This window comes from Pseudomonas sp. FBCC-B1565, from assembly GCF_059133265.1.
Genome location: NZ_CP101438.1, coordinates 2641217 through 2657916, shown reverse-complemented (window position 1 = coordinate 2657916; position 16700 = coordinate 2641217). Strand labels below are relative to the sequence as shown.

Here is a 16700-nt window from a genome sequence, read left to right as displayed (position 1 = left end):
TAGATAAGAGAGCGCCGCATGCTTCTACATAAGTCCACCTGGATCGAGATCGGGCAGTTTCTGGAACGCAGCCGCACGGTGGTGATTCCCATCGGTTCCAACGAACAGCATGGCCCCACCGGCCTGCTCGGCACCGACTGGATGTGCCCGGAAATCATCGCCCATGAGGCGCAGCAGAACGCGGATATCCTGATCGCCCCGACCTTCAATATCGGCATGGCCCAGCATCACTTGGGTTTTCCCGGCACCATTTCCCTGCGCCCTTCCACCTTTATCGCCGCGATTGGCGACTGGGTGCGTTCGCTGGCCGGGCATGGTTTCGAGAAGATTCTGTTTCTGAACGGCCATGGCGGCAATATCGCCACGATTGAAGCGGCGTTTTCCGAGCTGTACGCCGAAGCGAGCTTCGCCCGTCGCCCCGCCGGCTTTGCGTTGAAGCTGGTGAACTGGTGGGACCTGGAGGGCGTAACCGACCTGGCCCAGCGCCAATTCCCGGTGGGCCATGGCAGCCATGCCACACCATCAGAGATTGCGGTGACCCAATGGGCCTACCCGGACGCGATCAAGACTGCCGACTACTCACCGCAAATCGCCAACACCGGGCCGATCCGCGAGGCGCTGGACTTCCGCGCGCGCTTCCCGGATGGGCGCATGGGCTCGGACCCGGCGCTGGCGACGGTAGAAAAAGGTGGGGCGTTGGTGGCGTTGGCGGCGCAGGAGTTGGTCAAGACAGTGAACAGCTTCAGCAACGAAGCCAAACCTTAAGCCCTACGCAAATCCAATTGTGGGAGGGGGCTCGCCCCCGATAGCAGTATGGCAGTCACAGATGTATTGACTGATCCACCGCTATCGGGGGCAAGCCCCCTCCCACATGTGGTTTTATGTATTGCCTGGAATTATTGGCATTCCTTTGCCGCCAGCTCTAGCCGCGACGGCGTAATCGTCGACGCCAACGGCTTGCGCTCATACAAGAACACCTTGGCGCCCTCTCCAGCCTTGTAGGCTTCCAGCACGTCATCGGCGGCAATCTTGCTGGTCAGCACCACTTTGGCGTGACGCGAGTTCTGGGTGACGGTCGAAGTGATCCCGTGTTTTTCCAGCTTGGGCAGCACGCACTGCACATAGGCTTCCGGGCTCTTGCTGGTTTGCAGGGTCAGGCTCGGGGCATTAGGGGCGGTGACACAACCCGCCAACACCAGGGAAGCAATGGCCAAGGCCGGGGCGAAAAAAGCGCGCATGAAAAATTCCTGACTATAAAAATAAAGGTTCACATCAACCGGCACGGACCAACGCTTTGAGCGACGCATCGAACTGCTTCAAGGCATCGAGTTGCACATCACGCTGCTGCTCGATCTGCGCGGCAATCTCCGGCGCGGCCTTGTCATGTACCCACACCGATGGCACCTGCTTGTGCACCGAGCCTTCGGCCCTGGCGATGTACTGCAGGTTCGCGTCATAGAACCGCGCAATAAAACGCGCCTCGACCACATCGTTACGCTGGGTCAGCAGTTGGTTGTGGGTATCGAGCATCACCACCACATCGGGGTGTGCCTGCACCAGGGCATCCAGGTTGTCGTAGACCGTTACTGACAAAAAGGTGCCCTGCAGCGAGCTCATCAACCAATCGATGGCCAGTTCCGGGTCGGAACTGTTGACGAACGCCTGGCGGATACGCCCGTCGAGGGCATCCTTGGCGCCATTCAAGGCCATGTCGTGGTAGCGTTCGAGGTAGCTGAGGTTGTCGCGGGTGTTGTCGCTCAACAACACACCCACCGACTGCGCGTGCTGCAGGGAGTCTACGCTACCGTTGATAGGTAGCAAATGGCTGGTATGCAGATCATCGGCGATTGCCGCGTTGTTGACGACCACCGTGCCAAGCATCAGAGCCATCAAAGCCAACTGAATAAACGTCCTCATCGCGCATTTCCTTGAACAGCGTCTCGATGGGGCGATTTTCCGCTTTTCCGGAAAAAACAGAACTTGCGATGCGTGATGGTGACTATTATCTGAACCGATAGTGCTGACATAAAACCTATAAGGACCACGCCATGAAGCCCCACCAGAAAACCTTCGACCGCATCCGCGAAGCCGTACTACCGGAGTTTCGCGAGCGGGTCGCCGATTACCTGGTCGACTATGAACACGTGCTGCAGGACGAGACGGCGGACGCGGATCGGATCAGCGCCAGTGCCCAGCAGCTGCGCGGCTACCTGCGCGGCCTGAACACCACGCGGGTGCTGGGTATGGCCGACTGGGAGGAGCTGGACCGCCGTGTGAAAGAGGATTGGCTACGGGTGGTCGAAGCCGAATAACTGCCGGGGTGTATCGATCAGCAAGGCCTGCGCGACCGCTGCCGACCAGCCCAGGGCCTGGCGCTGCTCGATCACTACGCGGTAGCCGATGGTGGTTTCATGCTGGGTGTGCGGCCAGTCACTGCCCCACACCAAGCGGTGCAGACCGAAACTCTGCTGCAACAACGGCATGGCCTGGCGCGCAAACTCAAGGTTCTGCGCCGGGCTGCCGGCCAGGCGATAGATCCCCGAGACCTTCAGCCACAACTGGCCGCTGAGGCCCAAGCCCAGTAACTCGGCAAAACCGCGCTGCGCGACGCCGAGTCGTGCATCTGGCCGGCCGAAATGGTCGACCACCAGCTTGACCCCGAACGGCAGCAACTGGCGCACCAATTGCGGCAGGTCGTCCACCTCGCGGTGCAATTCCACGTGCCAGCCCAGCACGACGATGTGCTCGAAAAAAACCTTCCAGCCGGGCTCGGCAAAGTCTGGCAGCGCCCGGCCCACCAGGTTCAAGCGCACGCCCACCACGCCGGCGCGGGCCATCGCCTGTAAAGCGTGCTGCGGGATATCACGGTCCACCACCACGACGCCGCGCAACTGATCGGGTGCCTGCTGCAAAGCGGCCAACAGGTAGCCGTTGTCGGTGCCCAGGAAACTGGGTTGCACCAACACGCCGTGGCTCAGGCCATTGGCGTGCAAGTGGCCGATGTAGTCCGCCAGCGTGGCGTCGTAGCCTGGAGTGTAGCGACGCTCACCGGCCAGGGTCAGCGCCTGGCTGAATACATGGGCGTGGGCGTCGATGCCGGTGATGGAACGGTTATCAAGCATGGGGTCGTCTTTCAAAAGTAAAAAGGATCAGGCCTGGGCGCGCTGGCCGCTCACGACGCGCTCGGTGGGTGTCGCTTCCAGCACGCGGCCACGGGTTTCCGGCAGGCACAGCGCGGCGATCACGGCGACGCCGTAGGCGATCCCGGCATCGATGCCGATGGCCGAGCCGAGGGACATCGAGTCGCTCATATGCCCCACCAGGAAGGGAAACACCGCCGACAGCACGCGCCCGAAGTTGTAGCAGAAGCCCACGCCGGCACCGCGCACATCCGCCGGGTACAACTCGTTGAACAACGCCCCCAGGCTGGCCGGGATACCGGCGGCGAAGAACCCCAGCGGGAAGCCAAGGAACAGCATCTGCGTATTGCTCAGCGGCAGGAACACATAGGCCTGCACGGTGATCACGCAGCACAGCGCAAACAGCACGATGTTCTTGCGGCGACCAATGCGGTCGATCAGCCAGCCACTGGCGATGCAGCCACACCAGAAGGCAAAGATGATCACCGCCAGGTAGCCGCCCGAGTTGAGTACCGACAGGTTGCGCTCGGTCTTGAGGAAGGTCGGCAGCCAGGTCATCACCGCATGGTAACCACCGTGGGCACCCAGGCCCAGCAGGCCGCCGAACAGCGTCACGCGGATCAGCTCAGGGCGGAAGATGCCGGCCAGGGACTTGAAGAAACTCTGGGGAATCGCCTGCTCCTTTTGCAGGCGCTGGAAGCTGTCAGGCTCCTCCACGTTGCGGCGCACCCAGATAATCAGGAACGACGGCAGCAGCCCCACCACGAACATTACCCGCCAGGCCATGTCCTGGGGCACAAACGAATAGATCAGCGCAAACACCCCGACCGCCACGCCCCAGCCAACGGCCCAGGCGCTCTGCACGGTGCCCATCACCTTGCCGCGGTACTTCGGGTTGATGGTCTCGGCCATCAACACCGCGCCCGCCGCCCATTCACCGCCGATGCCGAAGCCTTGCAGTGCCTTGACGATCAGCAACTGATGAAAGCCGGTGACGAACGCCGACAAAAACGTGAAGAACGAAAACCACAGGATCATCCACTGCAACGTGCGTACCCGACCGTAGCGGTCGGACAAGGTGCCGCCGACCCAACCGCCGATGGCCGAGGTCACCAGCGTGACGCCGCTGATCAGCCCCGCATCGCCCTTGCTCAAGGCGAAGGCCGCGATGAGTGCCGGGATCGCCAGGCCGAACATCTGCACTTCCAATGCATCGAGGGACCAGCCGCCGAAGCAGGCCCAGAACGTTTTGCGCTCCCGAGGAGTGACTTGGCGATACCAACTGAACATGATTTTTATCCTTATAGGTCAAACGCGAGGCAGCCGGGCGCGAACCGCGCCACAGCCGGGCCAGTGTTGGGCAAACAATTAACGGTGCGGGTGTGCGGTCAGCGAATGTCCACGCGGTAGCGGAAGTGTTCGGCATGCCCACGGGAGCGTCGCCACTCCAGGGGTTGGCCGGCGTAGTCGCGGGCCAGACGCTCGATCACCACCACCGGGCTGTTGACCGGTACTTGCAGCAACCGCGCGTACACCGCGTTGACCGATTCGGCCGTGAGGGTTTCCTCGGCCGAGGCCACCACCTGCCCGCAGACACTCTCATACACCGGATAGAGCAGCGGGCCTTGCGCGGACAGGTCTATGTCGAGCAAGGCCTGGAAGCGCGCACGCGGCAGCCAGATTTCTTCGGCGAGCAGCGGCTGCACGTCAAACAGACGGGTCCGAACGATGCGGATCACTTGGGCCTCGGGGGCCAGGCCCAGCGCCTCGCTGACCGCCGACGGCGCGGCCACGGACTCGACCGTGAGGATGCGGCTTTGCGGCACCTGACGCTCGCCCGACGGGCCTTGAAAACGGAAAAACCTAAACAGCGACGACTGGAATTGCGGGCGGCGCACAAAGGTGCCACGGCCCTGCTGACGCTCCAGAATGCCCTCGCTCACCAGCGCATCCACGGCCTTGCGCACGGTGCCGGTGGACAGCGCATACTCGGCGGACAGCACCGCTTCAGTGGGAATCGCTTCGCCAGGGCGCCAGCGATTGTTGGCGATCTGCTCGATCAGCTGGTCGCGCAAGCGTTGGTAAAGCGGCAGGCGGGCATCACTGGACAGCGTATTCATGGGGTCACATTCACTTTGTTATGTAGTCATATATATGAATATGACCGGAGTATTCTTCCGTCGGGTGACGCCTGTCAAGCGCATCACCGCAAAAGGAAGATGAATGGTCGTTACTGCGTCGGGCGTTGTTGCTGCAACCACGCTTGCACGGAAGGCCGCTGCCACTGGCGTCGGGCGTACTCCACCAACTCGGCAGGCACGCTGTCACCGTTGAGGATCAGGCGATTGAGCATCACGGCCAGGTCCACGTCCGCGATGCACCACTCACCGAACAAGTACGGCGGGTTACCCGCCAACAGCGCCTGGGTCGCACTGATCAACTTCGCCGCCGCCGCTTCAGCTACTGGCGACAGTGCGGGCATCTTCTGCCCATAGAACACCACCATCGTCGAGCGCTCCTGACGGATCGGTAGCAAGTCACTGCGCAGCCACGCCTGCACCTGGCGCGCCCTCGCCCGCTGCTTGGGGTCGGCCGGATACACGGGCACCTCAGGGTAGGCCTGCTCCAGGTACTCGGTGATCGCCGAGGACTCCGACAAGGCGAAGTCGCCCTCCACCAGGGTCGGCACGCGCTGGGTCAGGGACAGCTGGGCGAAGTCGCTCGCGTGCTGTTGCGCGGCATCCAGGTCCAGGGTGATCGTGTCGAACGCCAGGCCTTTTTCGCGCAGGGTCACGAACACCGACATGGCGTAGGGGCTGGTGTACAGATGATCCACATACAGGCGCATAACGATTCTCCTTGAGGGGAACACCACGCTACGAGATGCGCCACAAGAAAGACAATGCGCTGTTTTTATGGGGGCATTCCTGGGTGGAATACCGGGCTAACCGGCAAATCCGCCCTCGTCCAGAAAGGCACGTTCTTCATCCGTGGTCTCACGCGCCAACACCTCGTTTCGATGAGGAAAACGCCCGAATTGCTCGATGATGCGCGCGTGTTCCTTGGCCCAATGGTAGGTGTTGGCGTCCAGTTGCCGGTTCAGGTCCAAGGAGCGCTGTTGATCGGCCGGGTCTTCCGAATGTTCGAATGGCAGATAGCAGAACGCACGCAACGCCGGTTCGACCTGCCGGTCCAGCCCGGCGTCCACCATGCGCTGGGCATACAGCCGTGCGAGCGGGTCGGTGGCGAACATATGGGCGGTGCCGCGGAAGGCATTGCGCGGGTACTGGTCGAGCAGGATCAGCAGCGCCAGGGCGCCGTGCGCCGAGTCCAGCCAGCTTTCCAGCTCACGCCGGGCCGCTTGCAGGTGGGCGGTGTGGAAGGTGTCGCGGAAGCTGGCGTCGAAGGCATCGTCCTTGGCGAACCAGCGTTTGGGGCCGGCGTGTTGCCAGAAGTCGATGACAGCCTGCGCAGTGGTCATGATGAGTACCTGGAAAGATAATTTAGCTGACGGTATCAGAATCCAATGTTATAGGATAACGCCCCCTTGCCGCCCTGCCCTGTGATCACGCCCATGACTGATGCTGTTCCCCTGCGCCAACGCCTGCTGTCCATCGACGCCCTGCGCGGCCTGGTGATCCTGTTCATGCTGCTCGACCACGTGCGCGAAACCTTCCTGCTGCACCGCCAGGTCAGCGACCCGATGACCATCGACAGCACCGAGCCCGCACTGTTTTTCAGCCGCACCCTCGCCCATCTGTGTGCGCCGGTGTTCGTGTTGCTCACCGGATTGTCGGCCTGGCTCTACGGCCAGAAGTACCAGGGCCGCCGCGATGTCTCGGCGTTCCTGTTCAAGCGCGGGCTGTTCCTGGTGGTGCTGGAATTCACCCTGGTCAACTTCGCCTGGACCTTCCAGTTGCCGCCCAGCGTGATCTACCTGCAGGTGATCTGGGCGATTGGCGTGAGCATGCTCGCCCTGGCGGCGCTGGTGTGGTTGCCGCGAGCGCTGCTGATCGTGTTGGCGCTGCTGATCATTGGCGGGCATAACCTGCTGGACGGGGTGCACTTCGATACGGGGTCGGCCTTGCATATTCCGTGGACGATCCTGCATGAGCGCAGCTGGATCGAGGTGGGCGATTCGCTGCGGTTGCGCACGACCTACCCGGTGCTGCCGTGGATCGGCGTGATTGCATTGGGGTACAGCCTCGGCCCATGGTTTGCCAAAGACATGCAGCCGGCGCAGCGCCAGCGTTATCTGTGGCTGGGCGGTGCAAGTGCATTGATAGGGTTCGTGGTAGTGCGAGCGGTCAATGGGTATGGCGAAAGACCATGGCAAGCCTATGACAACGGCGTGCAAACCCTGATGAGCTTTTTCAACATCACCAAGTACCCGCCTTCGTTGTTGTTTCTGGCACTGACGCTGGGGATTGGGCTACTGCTGTTGCTGGCGTTCGAGAAGGCGGGAAGCAAGCGCTGGATCAGCATGCTCGCCACCTTCGGTGCAGCGCCTATGTTCTTCTATCTGCTGCACCTGTACGTGCTGAAAATCCTCTACGTCACGTGTGTGGCACTGTTTGGCCTGAATCACGGCAACTACTTCGGCTTCGACGGCATGGGCGCCATTTGGCTGGTGGCGTTGCTGCTGCCGCTGGCGCTGTACGCGCCGGTACATTGGTTCGCCGGGCTCAAGGCCCGGCGCCGCGACCTGGTCTGGCTCAAGTACCTGTAGAAACTCGATCTATGCGTGAGTCGAGGTGACAAGATCCATTCATGTTGCGACCAGATGCGCATAAAACGCGTGAAACATGAAATACGCACACACCGCCAGCGCCAGGCCCATGCAACGGTTGAACACGGTAAACGCCGACGCCCCGTTGATCCGCCGTCCCAGCATTGCGCCAAGCAACGCATAGAGCCACGGCGCGCCAAACGCGCCAAAAGCCAGCAACGCCGACACCAGTGCAATCGACCCCCCGGTGATATGCGCGGCCGGCAGCATGACGCTGGTGATCGGCAACACCGCCATGATGCCCTTGGGGTTGAGCAACTGGATCACCAGGCCGTTCCAGAACGTGAGGTCTTGGCCGGTGCGGTAGAGACTTTTTCATCGACCACCGTGCGCGCGGTGAACACCTGATAAGCCAGGTACAAGGTGTACACGCCGCCAACCAACGAAATATAGGGCAACGCCACCTGGGAAATGATCGCCTCGCCGGTGTAGCCGAACAGCACGAACAACACCAGCATCGCGCAGCCCACGCCAATGAAAAACCCGGTGGAGCGCCGGAACTGACCGGTGAGCCCGGCGTTGAGACCCATGAAATTCACGGGGCCGGGGCTGTACATGACGCTGAAGGCCTAGAGGAAGATGTCCATGGAAGACCTGCAGTAGAAAGAGTGTGGCGAGTCTACTGAGGGGAGATGGGGGGATTCTTGTATGTTTGTGGTTGGGCTGGATGGGGAGGCTGCGCATCCGAGCGGGAGCAAGCTCACTCGCCACAGGTATAGTGTTTGCCGGATCCTTCAGGACAAAACCAGACATGGATGTATTCACCCAAGGCAGTTGCCTATGCGGCGCAATCACTTATCACGTTTCGACACCGCTCAAGGCCGTCACCCACTGCCACTGCAAAAAATGCCAGAAAGGGCATGGCGCTGCGTTCGCGACGTATGCCAGCGCGCGCCGATCAGAAGTGACGATCCGGGCTGTGCGTGACACGCTGAAAAGCTATGAATCTTCGCCAGGTATCACCCGTCAATTCTGCTCGGAATGTGGTTCATCGCTGTTCTGGAGCGACGCTGAAGGAAAGTATCCAGAGTGGATTTCGATTGCGCTGGGCACGCTCGATACCCCCTTCAAGGTAAAGAACCAGGCGCACAGTTGCATTGAGTCCAAGGCACCCTGGCTTGGTGGACAGTTCCTTTGAGTCCGCTCAACGCAAACGTCTCGATACGCAAACTGGAGCAACTCCCGGTGCAGATCCGAGCCCTCGAAGCACAGGCAGTCGCCGAAGGCTTCCGGTTCCTGACACGATTGATCACGGAGTGGGAAGACGGCTCCAATCGATTTGATCGGCCGGGTGAATGCTTTCTGGGAATGTTTTGTGATGGGCGGCTGATCGCCGTCGGCGGTCTTTCTTGTGATCTCGTCGCGGGATCAGGGGTTGGACGGCTTCGCCGGGTATACGTAGAACGTACTTACCGTGGGCGACAGGCTGGTAAGGTCTTGGTGGTGCAGCTGCTGGAAAATGCTGCCGTGCATTTTCACAAAGTACGTCTGTCCACCGACACATCGGAGGCCGCAGCTTTTTATGTTCGATGCGGTTTTGATCAGGTGGCTGATGACACCGCCACCCACGTAAAAAGCTTGAAAAACGGCTGAAACGGATGCTGCCGGCTGCGCAACACACAATAAAAATGGGGATCGTCGAGCTTCAGCGAGGCTACGATGGAGGTGTGTCAGCGGCATCTCTATCGGCAGTGCCGCCGTCATCGCGGCCTCGCTGGGGCTCGACGGTTCCCACAGTGGGTTTTGCAGTGCTTGAAAGGTCGTTACATCAACGGAATCGAGTAACTCACGAACACCCGATTCTGATCCTGGTCACGCGCTACTTCACTGCGCGACACACCGTTGCGCCAGCCGAACCCGACGTTCTTGAACGTGCCGCTCTGCACCACGTAATCCAGCGCGATATCGCGCTCCCACTCGCTCGCATCGTTGCCGCTGGCAGTGAGGATATGCTCGCCCTTCAAGTACATCACCGACGCCTTCAGGCCCGGCACGCCAAGCGAGGCGAAGTCATAGGCGTATTGGGCAAAGGCCGTGCGTTCACCGGCCTGGATGAAGGTCTGCACGGTACGGTCGGTGTAGAGGTACAGGCTGGAACCGCCCTCCCCTTTGTTGACCAGGCCGCCCTGGTTGAGTTGGGCGAAGTTGCTGTCATCCGAGACTTGCTGGTAACCGGCGGTGATCGCGTGCGGGCCCAGGGAGTAGATGAACGCTGCGCTCCAGGTGTTGTTGTCGATTTCACCCGTGCCGTTCTTGGTATAGCCGCCGAGCTTGTAGCCTTCGGCACGGCCGGCGACGCTGCTGTTCTTGCCGTCGGAGGTGGTCTTGAAGTAGCGCAGGTCAGTTTTCAATGAGCCGTAGTCGCCCAGGGGCAATACATGGATCAAACCGGCGAAGTGCTGTTGGTAATAGTCTTCGAGGTTGGCGTAGTAGTACTGGACCAACAGGTCCTTGGTCACCTGGTAATCGGCACCGGCGTAGTTGAATTTATTGCTTTCCTGGGTGCCACCGGCCGCCGCCAGGCCGCTGCGGTCGCTGGAACCACGGCCGGTGGTGTGCTGCAGTTGGCCGCCGATCAGGGTCAGGTTATCGATGTCCTTGCTGGTGATCTGCCCGCCTTCGAACGACTGCGGCAACAGGCGCCCGTCGTTGCTCACCAGGATCGGCAGGTTCGGGCGCAGGTAGCCGTAGCGCAGTTCGCTCTTGGCGAAACGCGCCTTGGCCGTCGCGCCGCCACGGGCCCAGGTGTCGGCGGCCTTGCCGTCGTCGGTGGGGATCATCGAACTACCCACATGACGACCGGCGCCACTGTCGAGGGTGACGCCGAGCATGCCCACGGCATCCAGGCCGAAGCCGACAGTGCCGTCGGTAAAGCCCGACTGGTAGTTGAGGATAAATGCCTGGCCCCACTCTTCGGTCTTCGACGGTGCGGCGGCGCCGTCACGGTTGTCGTTGTTGAAGTAGAAGTTGCGCAGGCTCAAGTTGGCTTTGCTGTCACTCAGAAAATCAGCCGAGGCCAGGGGGCTCAGGGCAATGCCCAGGCCGCCGGTCAATACGCTTAACACATGCAAAGTGGCTTTCATCACAACCTCAGTCAATTAATCCATGGGCGTCATAAAACGGATACGGCCCCGGGTACTCCCCGAACACGCCGTTGTGGCTGATCAAACCCTGCTGCGCCTCCCAGCGATGCAACAGATAGCCCGCCGGCTCCAGGTTGAAATGCGCGGGCGCCGCTTCTTGCAAATCCAGCACGATCTGGTGAGAGGTACCGGGGCACACACAACTCAGGCTGCCGCCAAAACGCCGTTGCATCGGCCGGTGCAGATGGCCGCACAGCAGGCGCTCCACTTGCGGATGGCGCGCAACGACGTGCTCCAGAGCGGCAGCATTGATGAAAGGTTCGCGGTCCATGTGGCCGATGCCGCTGATGAACGGCGGGTGATGCAGGATCAGCAGGGTCGGCACCTCCGGGCGCAGCGCCAATTGCTCATCCAGCCAGTGCAGTTGACTGTCGAGCAATTGGCCGCCGTGGCCGCCGGGAATGGTCGAGTCGAGGCCGATCAGGCGCAGCGGATGGTGGTCGACCACCCAGTCCAACGGGCCCTCGGCGGACAACGGCAGATACGCGTGATCGCGGAACGCATCCAGCAACGGCCCACGGTTGTCGTGGTTGCCGGGCACCAGGTAGCACGGCATGTGCAGGCGCGCGAGTTCGGGGTGCAGCACGGCGTATTCATCGGCACGGCCGAAGTCCACCAGGTCACCGCTGATGACCACGATGTCGGGCCGTGGGTGGCTGGCGTTCAAGTGGTCGACGGCACGACGCAGTGCGCCTAACGTGTCGACAACCCCGTAAGTGAGGCGCTGGCCGGCTTTAAGGTGCAGGTCGCTGATCTGCGCGACGAGAAACGGACGATTCACGATAGAGTCTCAAGCATTCAGGGTGAACAACATGTGCGGCGCAATTGCCAGGGCAATCGGCGCGCCGACGGCGTACAGCTGGTTATCGCTGCTGTCGACCAGCAGCGGTTGCGGGCCGCCCACATCCACCAGCAGGCGGCTTTGCGCGCCTTGGAAGAACTGCGCCAGCAGGTGGCCGTGCAAGTGCCCTTCGCTCTCCATCACCTTCAGGTGTTCGGGGCGGCAATAGACGGTGCTGGGCAGGTGGGCGTCATGCCACGGCAACTCGCCGCCACAGACTTTCAAGCCATGGGCCGCTGGCTCGAGCACGGCAAAGGCATTGAGGTTGCCGACAAAGCCCGCGACGAAGGCATTGGCCGGTTTCTGGTAGATGTCACGCGGGCTGGCCAACTGCGCGACACGCCCGTGTTCCATCACCAGGATGCGGTCGCCCAGGGCCATGGCTTCGCCCTGGTCGTGGGTGACGAACACCGAGGTGATGCCCAGGCCTCGCAGCAGCTCGTTCAGCTCGCTGCGCAGGCGTTCGCGCAGTTGCGCATCGAGGGCGGCCAGCGGTTCGTCCAGCAGCAACACTTTCGGGCGCGGCGCCAACGCACGAGCCAAGGCCACACGCTGACGCTGGCCGCCGGAAAGTTCGTGGATGCTGCGCTGGCCGTGGTGCTGCAAGCCCACCAGTTCCAGCAATTCTTCGCAGCGCTTGTTGCGCTCCACCACCGCCATACCGCGAATCTTCAAGCCATAAACGATGTTCCCGGCCACATCCAGGTTGGGAAACAGTGCGTAGTTCTGGAACACCATGCCTACGTCGCGGCGTTCGATAGGAAGACGGGTCACGTCCTGGTCGCCGAACCACACCTGGCCTACATCAGGGCGTTCGAGGCCGGCGATCAGGCGCAAGGTGGTGGTCTTGCCGCAACCGGACGGGCCAAGAATGGCCAGGGTTTCGCCGCCTTCGACGGTCAGGTCCAGGTCATGCACGGCCACGGTGCCGTCGGCGAATGCCTTGCGACAGCCTTGCAAGCGGATAGTGATAGCGGTCATCGACGCTCTCCACGGGACAAACGGGCACTGATGGCCTGCAGCGCTATCAGCAGCGGCACGATCATCAGCAAAAAGATAAGGGTGTAGGCGCTGGCGATTTCCAGGCGCGCCGAGGCGTAGCTGTCAGCCAGGCCCACGGGCAAGGTCTTGGTCATCGGCGTGTGGAGCATCCAGGTCAGGTTGAATTCACCCAGTGACAAGGTGACCACCATCAACACGCCTGCCAGGATCCCGGCCCGGCAGTTGGGCACCACCACGCTGAAAAAACGCTTGATCGGACCGGCACCCAGGCTGGCCGCCGCTTCCTCCAGTACCGGCAATTGCTGGCGCTGCATCACCGCCATCACCGGGCGTACCAGGAACGGCAAGGTGAACAGCACATGGCCGACCAGGATGAACAGCCAACTGCTGCGAAAGGTGCCGAACTGGCCGTAGGTCAGCAGCAAGGCCAACGCACTGGCCAACCCCGGCATGGCCACCGGCAGCACCATCAACTCTTCGAAGGCGCGGCTGAAGCGGTTGTTCATGCGCACCAAGCCGTAGGCCGCCGGCACACCTATCACGCAGACGCACACTGCGCAGGCCAACGCCAGTTGCAGCGACAGCCACACGGTGGGCGAATACGCCTGCCACACCTGCACCAGCCAATCGAAGGTCAAGCCACTGGACAGCCCGACGAAGAAATTGCGGGTCAACCCGGCAAGCAGCGACATCAGCACTGGCACCAGCATGAAGGCGCACACCAACAGGGTGAACAGCAGTTGCAGCACAAACAGCGATGAGCGTTTCACAGCACAGTCCCCGAGTTCTTGACCAGGCGGCGCGTGAGCAGCAGCACGGCCCAGGTCACCGCGCCTAGCACCACCGACAATGCGGCCGCCACAGCGAAGTTGGCGTAGTTGGTGAACACGTTGTAGATCGCCACCGGGGTGACGTTCAGCCGCGTGCCCAAGGTAAAGGCGGTGCCGAACGCGCCCATGGAGGTGGCGAAACAGATCGCCCCGCAGGAGGCCAGCGCCGGCGCCAGGCCCGGCACGATCACATCGCACACCACCCGCCAATGTCCGGCACCCAGGGAATGCGCGGCCTCTTCCAGGCTGCGGTCGAGGCTCTCGCACGCGGCCATCACCGTGAGGATCACCCGCGGGATCGAGAAGTACAGGTACCCCACGAACAGCCCCGCCAGCGAGTAGGCAAAGATCCAGCGTTCACCGGCCAATTGCAGGCCCAGCGCGGCAAACAAGCCCTGGCGCCCGGCCAACAAGATCACCAAGAAGCCAACGACCACGCCGGGAAACGCTAGCGGAAACGTGAGCAACGCCACCAGCGCCGAGCGCCCGAAAAACTGCTGCCGGGCGAGAAACACGCCGCTGATACCGCCGATCAACAGCGCCACCAGCGTCACCACCACGGCCAGGACCAACGTTTGCCCCAGGCTGCCCAAGTACTGCGCGCTGCTGAGCACCTGCCAGTAGCCGCTGCCATGGCTGTCGCGGCTATCGGCGCCAAGCACCATCAGGTGCGCCAGCGGCAGCAGCCAGAACGCGAGCAGCACCGCAAAGGCCGGGGCCAGCGCCCACGCGGCGTGTCTTGCCGATGCTGCCACTTACTTGACCTCGTTCAGGTAACGGGCGGCGAAGGCTTCCTGCACAGCGGCCATTTTTTCGTAGTCCACCACGCCGGCACGGGCGTAGTCGCCGTCGGGCAGGAACTGTGCGGCGACGTCAGCCGGCATCTTCATCGGCCGTACCGGGCGCAGGTAGGCTTTGGCCCAGAGCGCCTGGCCTTCGTCCGACAGCACGAAGTCGAGGACCTTTTCTGCGTTGGCGCGGTGCGGCGCGTTGGCCACCAGGCTCATCACGTAGGGCACGCTGATGCTGCCTTCCTGGGGGATCACGAAGGCGACGTTGGCCTTGTCTTTGTAGCGCGCGCGATAGGCGTTGAAGTCGTAGTCCACCAGGATTGGCAACTCGCCCGACAGCACCCGCGCATAAGCGGTCTGTTTGGGCACGATGGGCGCGTTTTTCGCCAGCTTCTGGAAGTAGTCGATGGCCGGCGCGAAGTTGTCCAGGTCGCCGCCCATGGCGCGGTTGATCGCCACCGCCGAGACGTACCCGACAAACGCGCTGGACGGGTCGAGGTAACCGACCATGCCTTTGTATTCAGGCTTGAGCAGGTCGGCCCAGCTTTGCGGCACCGGCAGACCGCCGAGTGCATCGACGTTGACCATGATGCCCAAGGTGCCGGAGTGAATCGCGAACCAATGGCCGGCCGGGTCTTTCAGCCCGGCGGGAATCTGCTCCCAGGCCTTGGGTTTGTAGGTGTCGACCACCTCGGCTTTTTGCGCCTGCAGGCCGAAGGTCACGCCGTAGTAAACGACGTCGGCCACCGGTGCGGCTTTCTCTGCCACCAACTGTGCCAGGGATTGGCCGGAGTTCTTGTTGTCCAGCGGCACTTGCACACCGGTGCTGGCGGCGATGGCCTTGAGCTGGGTGCCCCAGTCGGCCCAGTCCGGCGGGCAGTTGTAGCAGATCGCGGTTTCGGCGGCCTGGGCCAGGCTGGCCGCACCGCACAGCAGCACGGCTGCCAGGGTTTTACGGAGTGCGCGCATCAGGGGTTTCCTCGTGGGGTTGAGTGCTTTCGCCCGGCCGGATATGGCAAGGCAGGCAGTGAGACGTCGGGGCATTGCCGGCGATCTGCGCCAGCAGTTGGTCAATCACAGTGCTGGCGAGCAGCGCGATGGGCTGCACCACGCTGCACAGGGTCGGGTGCATCTGGGTGCCAAGGCTGATGCCATCGAAGCCCATCACCGAGAGTTGCCCGGGCACGTTCCAGGCGTTGCGACGCAGTTCGGCGATCAGGCTGATCGCCAGGAAGTCGTTGGAACACACCAGTGCGGAGGGTGCCTCAGGGCCTTGCAGACAAGGTTCGATGGCGGCGAATTCGGCCTGGGTATGGGCTGGCATTTCGATCACTGTGCGGGGCTCGAGGCCGTATTCGCGCATCGCATCGCAATAGCCGGCGTAGCGCAGGCGCGCACGGTCCGACTGCAGCGCGGGGCCGGCGACCATACTGATGCGGCGGTGCCCGGCTTCGAGCAGGTAGCGCGTGGCCAGGGCCATGCCGGCGCGGTTGTCCACCGACACGGCGCTGTAGTTGGGGTTGCTGGGTTGGTGGTAGGCCAGCACAAACGGGGTTTTCTCAGTATTCAGGCTGCTGAGCACCACGTTGCTTTCAGCATCGGTGACCGTCAGCACCAGGCCGTCCACGCGCTGGCGCAACAGCTCTTCCACCACAATGCTTTCGCGCTCGCTGCTGTAGTCGGTAGTCGCCAGCAACAGGCTATAACCACGTAACCGTGCCGCGCGCTCCATGGCCTGGAACTGTTCGGCGAACACCGGGTTGAGCAGGTTGGGCACCACCACGCCGATCAACCGGGTGGTTTGCAGGCGCAATTGGCGGCCCAGCAGATTGGGCCGGAAGCCCAACTCGCGGGCGGCGGCGAACACCTGCTCACGGGTGGTCGGGCGCACCTGGTCGGGGGAGGCAAAAGTGCGGGCGGCGGTGGCGCGGGATACCCCGGCCAACCGTGCTACGTCTTTCAAGTCAGTCATTGTCACTCGCTTGAGATCGATCTCATTGGCGAGGACAGTAATGGGGAAATGTGGCAGTTCGGCGGTAAGGTGATGACAGTTTGATGTCGATGAACCCGATAGACAGGGGCCAAACTGTGGGAGGGGGATTGCCCCCGATGGCAGTGGGTCAGTACTGGATTGGGTGGCTGACACACTGCTATCGGGGGCAAG

Annotated in this window: 19 protein-coding genes and 1 pseudogene; 5 read left to right on the top strand and 15 right to left on the bottom strand. The window is 62.2% G+C overall.

The window, feature by feature from the left end:
- The first annotated feature begins 18 nt into the window (after positions 1 to 18).
- On the top strand, positions 19 to 765 hold the full coding sequence (locus NL123_RS12675; RefSeq protein ID WP_494357893.1) for a creatininase family protein: 747 nt from the start codon (positions 19 to 21) through the stop codon (positions 763 to 765).
- Positions 766 to 896: 131 nt separating this feature from the next.
- Here the strand turns inward: NL123_RS12675 and NL123_RS12670 are convergent, their stop codons facing one another.
- Both NL123_RS12670 and NL123_RS12665 read right to left on the bottom strand, forming a co-directional pair.
- A complete protein-coding gene (locus NL123_RS12670; RefSeq protein ID WP_248482159.1) occupies positions 897 to 1238 on the bottom strand; it encodes a hypothetical protein in 342 nt (113 codons plus the stop codon).
- A gap of 34 nt (positions 1239 to 1272) precedes the next feature.
- The gene (locus NL123_RS12665) at positions 1273 to 1917 is read right to left on the bottom strand and encodes an ATPase (RefSeq protein ID WP_494357892.1); all 645 of its coding nucleotides are present in this window, start codon (positions 1915 to 1917) and stop codon (positions 1273 to 1275) included.
- Positions 1918 to 2048: 131 nt separating this feature from the next.
- On the opposite strand from NL123_RS12665, the gene NL123_RS12660 reads away from it, so the two are divergent.
- Positions 2049 to 2312, top strand: coding sequence for a hypothetical protein (locus NL123_RS12660; RefSeq protein WP_494357891.1), 264 nt, complete (start codon positions 2049 to 2051; stop codon positions 2310 to 2312).
- On the opposite strand, the gene NL123_RS12655 is transcribed toward NL123_RS12660, so the two are convergent.
- The 5 genes from NL123_RS12655 to NL123_RS12635 all read right to left on the bottom strand — a co-directional run bounded on the left by NL123_RS12655 (position 2289) and on the right by NL123_RS12635 (position 6621).
- On the bottom strand, positions 2289 to 3122 hold the full coding sequence (locus NL123_RS12655; protein ID WP_494357890.1) for an amidohydrolase family protein: 834 nt from the start codon (positions 3120 to 3122) through the stop codon (positions 2289 to 2291). The two genes, NL123_RS12660 and NL123_RS12655, sit on opposite strands and share 24 nt — an antisense overlap.
- A gap of 27 nt (positions 3123 to 3149) precedes the next feature.
- On the bottom strand, positions 3150 to 4430 hold the full coding sequence (locus tag NL123_RS12650; RefSeq protein WP_494357889.1) for an MFS transporter: 1281 nt from the start codon (positions 4428 to 4430) through the stop codon (positions 3150 to 3152).
- Between the two features lie 98 nt (positions 4431 to 4528).
- Positions 4529 to 5260 (bottom strand): GntR family transcriptional regulator, encoded by a 732-nt coding sequence (locus NL123_RS12645; RefSeq protein WP_071493306.1) that lies wholly within the window; start codon positions 5258 to 5260, stop codon positions 4529 to 4531.
- Positions 5261 to 5370: 110 nt separating this feature from the next.
- Positions 5371 to 5988, bottom strand: a complete 618-nt coding sequence (gene yfcF, locus NL123_RS12640; RefSeq protein ID WP_494357888.1) for a glutathione transferase — start codon at positions 5986 to 5988, stop codon at positions 5371 to 5373.
- A 96-nt stretch (positions 5989 to 6084) separates the two neighbouring features.
- Positions 6085 to 6621 (bottom strand): DUF924 family protein, encoded by a 537-nt coding sequence (locus NL123_RS12635; protein ID WP_248482169.1) that lies wholly within the window; start codon positions 6619 to 6621, stop codon positions 6085 to 6087.
- A 93-nt stretch (positions 6622 to 6714) separates the two neighbouring features.
- Here NL123_RS12635 and NL123_RS12630 point away from each other — a divergent pair, with 93 nt between their 5' ends.
- Entirely contained in the window at positions 6715 to 7869 is a 1155-nt protein-coding gene (locus NL123_RS12630) for an acetyltransferase domain-containing protein (RefSeq protein ID WP_248482170.1), read from the top strand.
- Positions 7870 to 7908: 39 nt separating this feature from the next.
- Here the strand turns inward: NL123_RS12630 and NL123_RS12625 are convergent.
- Positions 7909 to 8486: pseudogene (locus tag NL123_RS12625) on the bottom strand (LysE family translocator).
- A gap of 194 nt (positions 8487 to 8680) precedes the next feature.
- Between NL123_RS12625 and NL123_RS12620 the strand changes: the two are divergent.
- Both NL123_RS12620 and NL123_RS12615 read left to right on the top strand, forming a co-directional pair.
- Positions 8681 to 9067, top strand: a complete 387-nt coding sequence (locus NL123_RS12620; protein ID WP_083351464.1) for a GFA family protein — start codon at positions 8681 to 8683, stop codon at positions 9065 to 9067.
- Complete coding sequence (locus NL123_RS12615) at positions 9064 to 9522, top strand: GNAT family N-acetyltransferase (protein WP_494357887.1); 459 nt, start codon at positions 9064 to 9066, stop codon at positions 9520 to 9522. Before NL123_RS12620 ends, NL123_RS12615 begins: the two co-directional genes overlap by 4 nt.
- 170 nt (positions 9523 to 9692) lie before the next feature.
- Here NL123_RS12615 and NL123_RS12610 read toward each other — a convergent pair whose 3' ends face one another.
- From NL123_RS12610 to NL123_RS12580, 7 genes are read right to left on the bottom strand one after another with little or no spacing between them, the layout of a single operon-like run.
- Complete coding sequence (locus NL123_RS12610; protein ID WP_494357886.1) at positions 9693 to 11012, bottom strand: OprD family porin; 1320 nt, start codon at positions 11010 to 11012, stop codon at positions 9693 to 9695.
- A 7-nt stretch (positions 11013 to 11019) separates the two neighbouring features.
- On the bottom strand, positions 11020 to 11853 hold the full coding sequence (locus tag NL123_RS12605; RefSeq protein ID WP_494357885.1) for a phosphodiesterase: 834 nt from the start codon (positions 11851 to 11853) through the stop codon (positions 11020 to 11022).
- 9 nt (positions 11854 to 11862) lie between these two features.
- Positions 11863 to 12894 carry an ABC transporter ATP-binding protein gene (locus tag NL123_RS12600; RefSeq protein ID WP_494357884.1) on the bottom strand — a complete coding sequence of 344 codons (1032 nt, stop codon included), beginning with the start codon at positions 12892 to 12894 and terminating at the stop codon, positions 11863 to 11865.
- Complete coding sequence (locus NL123_RS12595) at positions 12891 to 13685, bottom strand: ABC transporter permease (RefSeq protein ID WP_248482176.1); 795 nt, start codon at positions 13683 to 13685, stop codon at positions 12891 to 12893. Before NL123_RS12595 ends, NL123_RS12600 begins: the two co-directional genes overlap by 4 nt.
- The gene (locus NL123_RS12590; RefSeq protein ID WP_248482178.1) at positions 13682 to 14500 is read right to left on the bottom strand and encodes an ABC transporter permease; all 819 of its coding nucleotides are present in this window, start codon (positions 14498 to 14500) and stop codon (positions 13682 to 13684) included. The genes NL123_RS12595 and NL123_RS12590 overlap by 4 nt, the downstream gene beginning before the upstream one ends.
- Positions 14501 to 15505 carry an ABC transporter substrate-binding protein gene (locus NL123_RS12585; RefSeq protein WP_248482180.1) on the bottom strand — a complete coding sequence of 335 codons (1005 nt, stop codon included), beginning with the start codon at positions 15503 to 15505 and terminating at the stop codon, positions 14501 to 14503.
- The gene (locus NL123_RS12580; protein ID WP_494357883.1) at positions 15489 to 16508 is read right to left on the bottom strand and encodes a LacI family DNA-binding transcriptional regulator; all 1020 of its coding nucleotides are present in this window, start codon (positions 16506 to 16508) and stop codon (positions 15489 to 15491) included. The genes NL123_RS12585 and NL123_RS12580 overlap by 17 nt, the downstream gene beginning before the upstream one ends.
- Positions 16509 to 16700 lie beyond the last annotated feature (192 nt).

What these genes read in the sequence shown, in the direction of transcription:
- NL123_RS12660 (WP_494357891.1), top strand. Translation starts at nt 2,049, where the DNA reads ATGAAGCCCCACCAGAAAACCTTCGACCGCATCCGCGAAGCCGTACTA.
- NL123_RS12580 (WP_494357883.1), bottom strand. Translation starts at nt 16,508, where the DNA reads ATGACTGACTTGAAAGACGTAGCACGGTTGGCCGGGGTATCCCGCGCC.
- NL123_RS12665 (WP_494357892.1), bottom strand. Translation starts at nt 1,917, where the DNA reads ATGAGGACGTTTATTCAGTTGGCTTTGATGGCTCTGATGCTTGGCACG.
- NL123_RS12620 (WP_083351464.1), top strand. Translation starts at nt 8,681, where the DNA reads ATGGATGTATTCACCCAAGGCAGTTGCCTATGCGGCGCAATCACTTAT.
- NL123_RS12645 (WP_071493306.1), bottom strand. Translation starts at nt 5,260, where the DNA reads ATGAATACGCTGTCCAGTGATGCCCGCCTGCCGCTTTACCAACGCTTG.
- NL123_RS12610 (WP_494357886.1), bottom strand. Translation starts at nt 11,012, where the DNA reads ATGAAAGCCACTTTGCATGTGTTAAGCGTATTGACCGGCGGCCTGGGC.
- NL123_RS12600 (WP_494357884.1), bottom strand. Translation starts at nt 12,894, where the DNA reads ATGACCGCTATCACTATCCGCTTGCAAGGCTGTCGCAAGGCATTCGCC.
- yfcF (WP_494357888.1), bottom strand. Translation starts at nt 5,988, where the DNA reads ATGCGCCTGTATGTGGATCATCTGTACACCAGCCCCTACGCCATGTCG.
- NL123_RS12650 (WP_494357889.1), bottom strand. Translation starts at nt 4,430, where the DNA reads ATGTTCAGTTGGTATCGCCAAGTCACTCCTCGGGAGCGCAAAACGTTC.
- NL123_RS12635 (WP_248482169.1), bottom strand. Translation starts at nt 6,621, where the DNA reads ATGACCACTGCGCAGGCTGTCATCGACTTCTGGCAACACGCCGGCCCC.
- NL123_RS12670 (WP_248482159.1), bottom strand. Translation starts at nt 1,238, where the DNA reads ATGCGCGCTTTTTTCGCCCCGGCCTTGGCCATTGCTTCCCTGGTGTTG.
- NL123_RS12585 (WP_248482180.1), bottom strand. Translation starts at nt 15,505, where the DNA reads ATGCGCGCACTCCGTAAAACCCTGGCAGCCGTGCTGCTGTGCGGTGCG.
- NL123_RS12675 (WP_494357893.1), top strand. Translation starts at nt 19, where the DNA reads ATGCTTCTACATAAGTCCACCTGGATCGAGATCGGGCAGTTTCTGGAA.
- NL123_RS12630 (WP_248482170.1), top strand. Translation starts at nt 6,715, where the DNA reads ATGACTGATGCTGTTCCCCTGCGCCAACGCCTGCTGTCCATCGACGCC.
- NL123_RS12655 (WP_494357890.1), bottom strand. Translation starts at nt 3,122, where the DNA reads ATGCTTGATAACCGTTCCATCACCGGCATCGACGCCCACGCCCATGTA.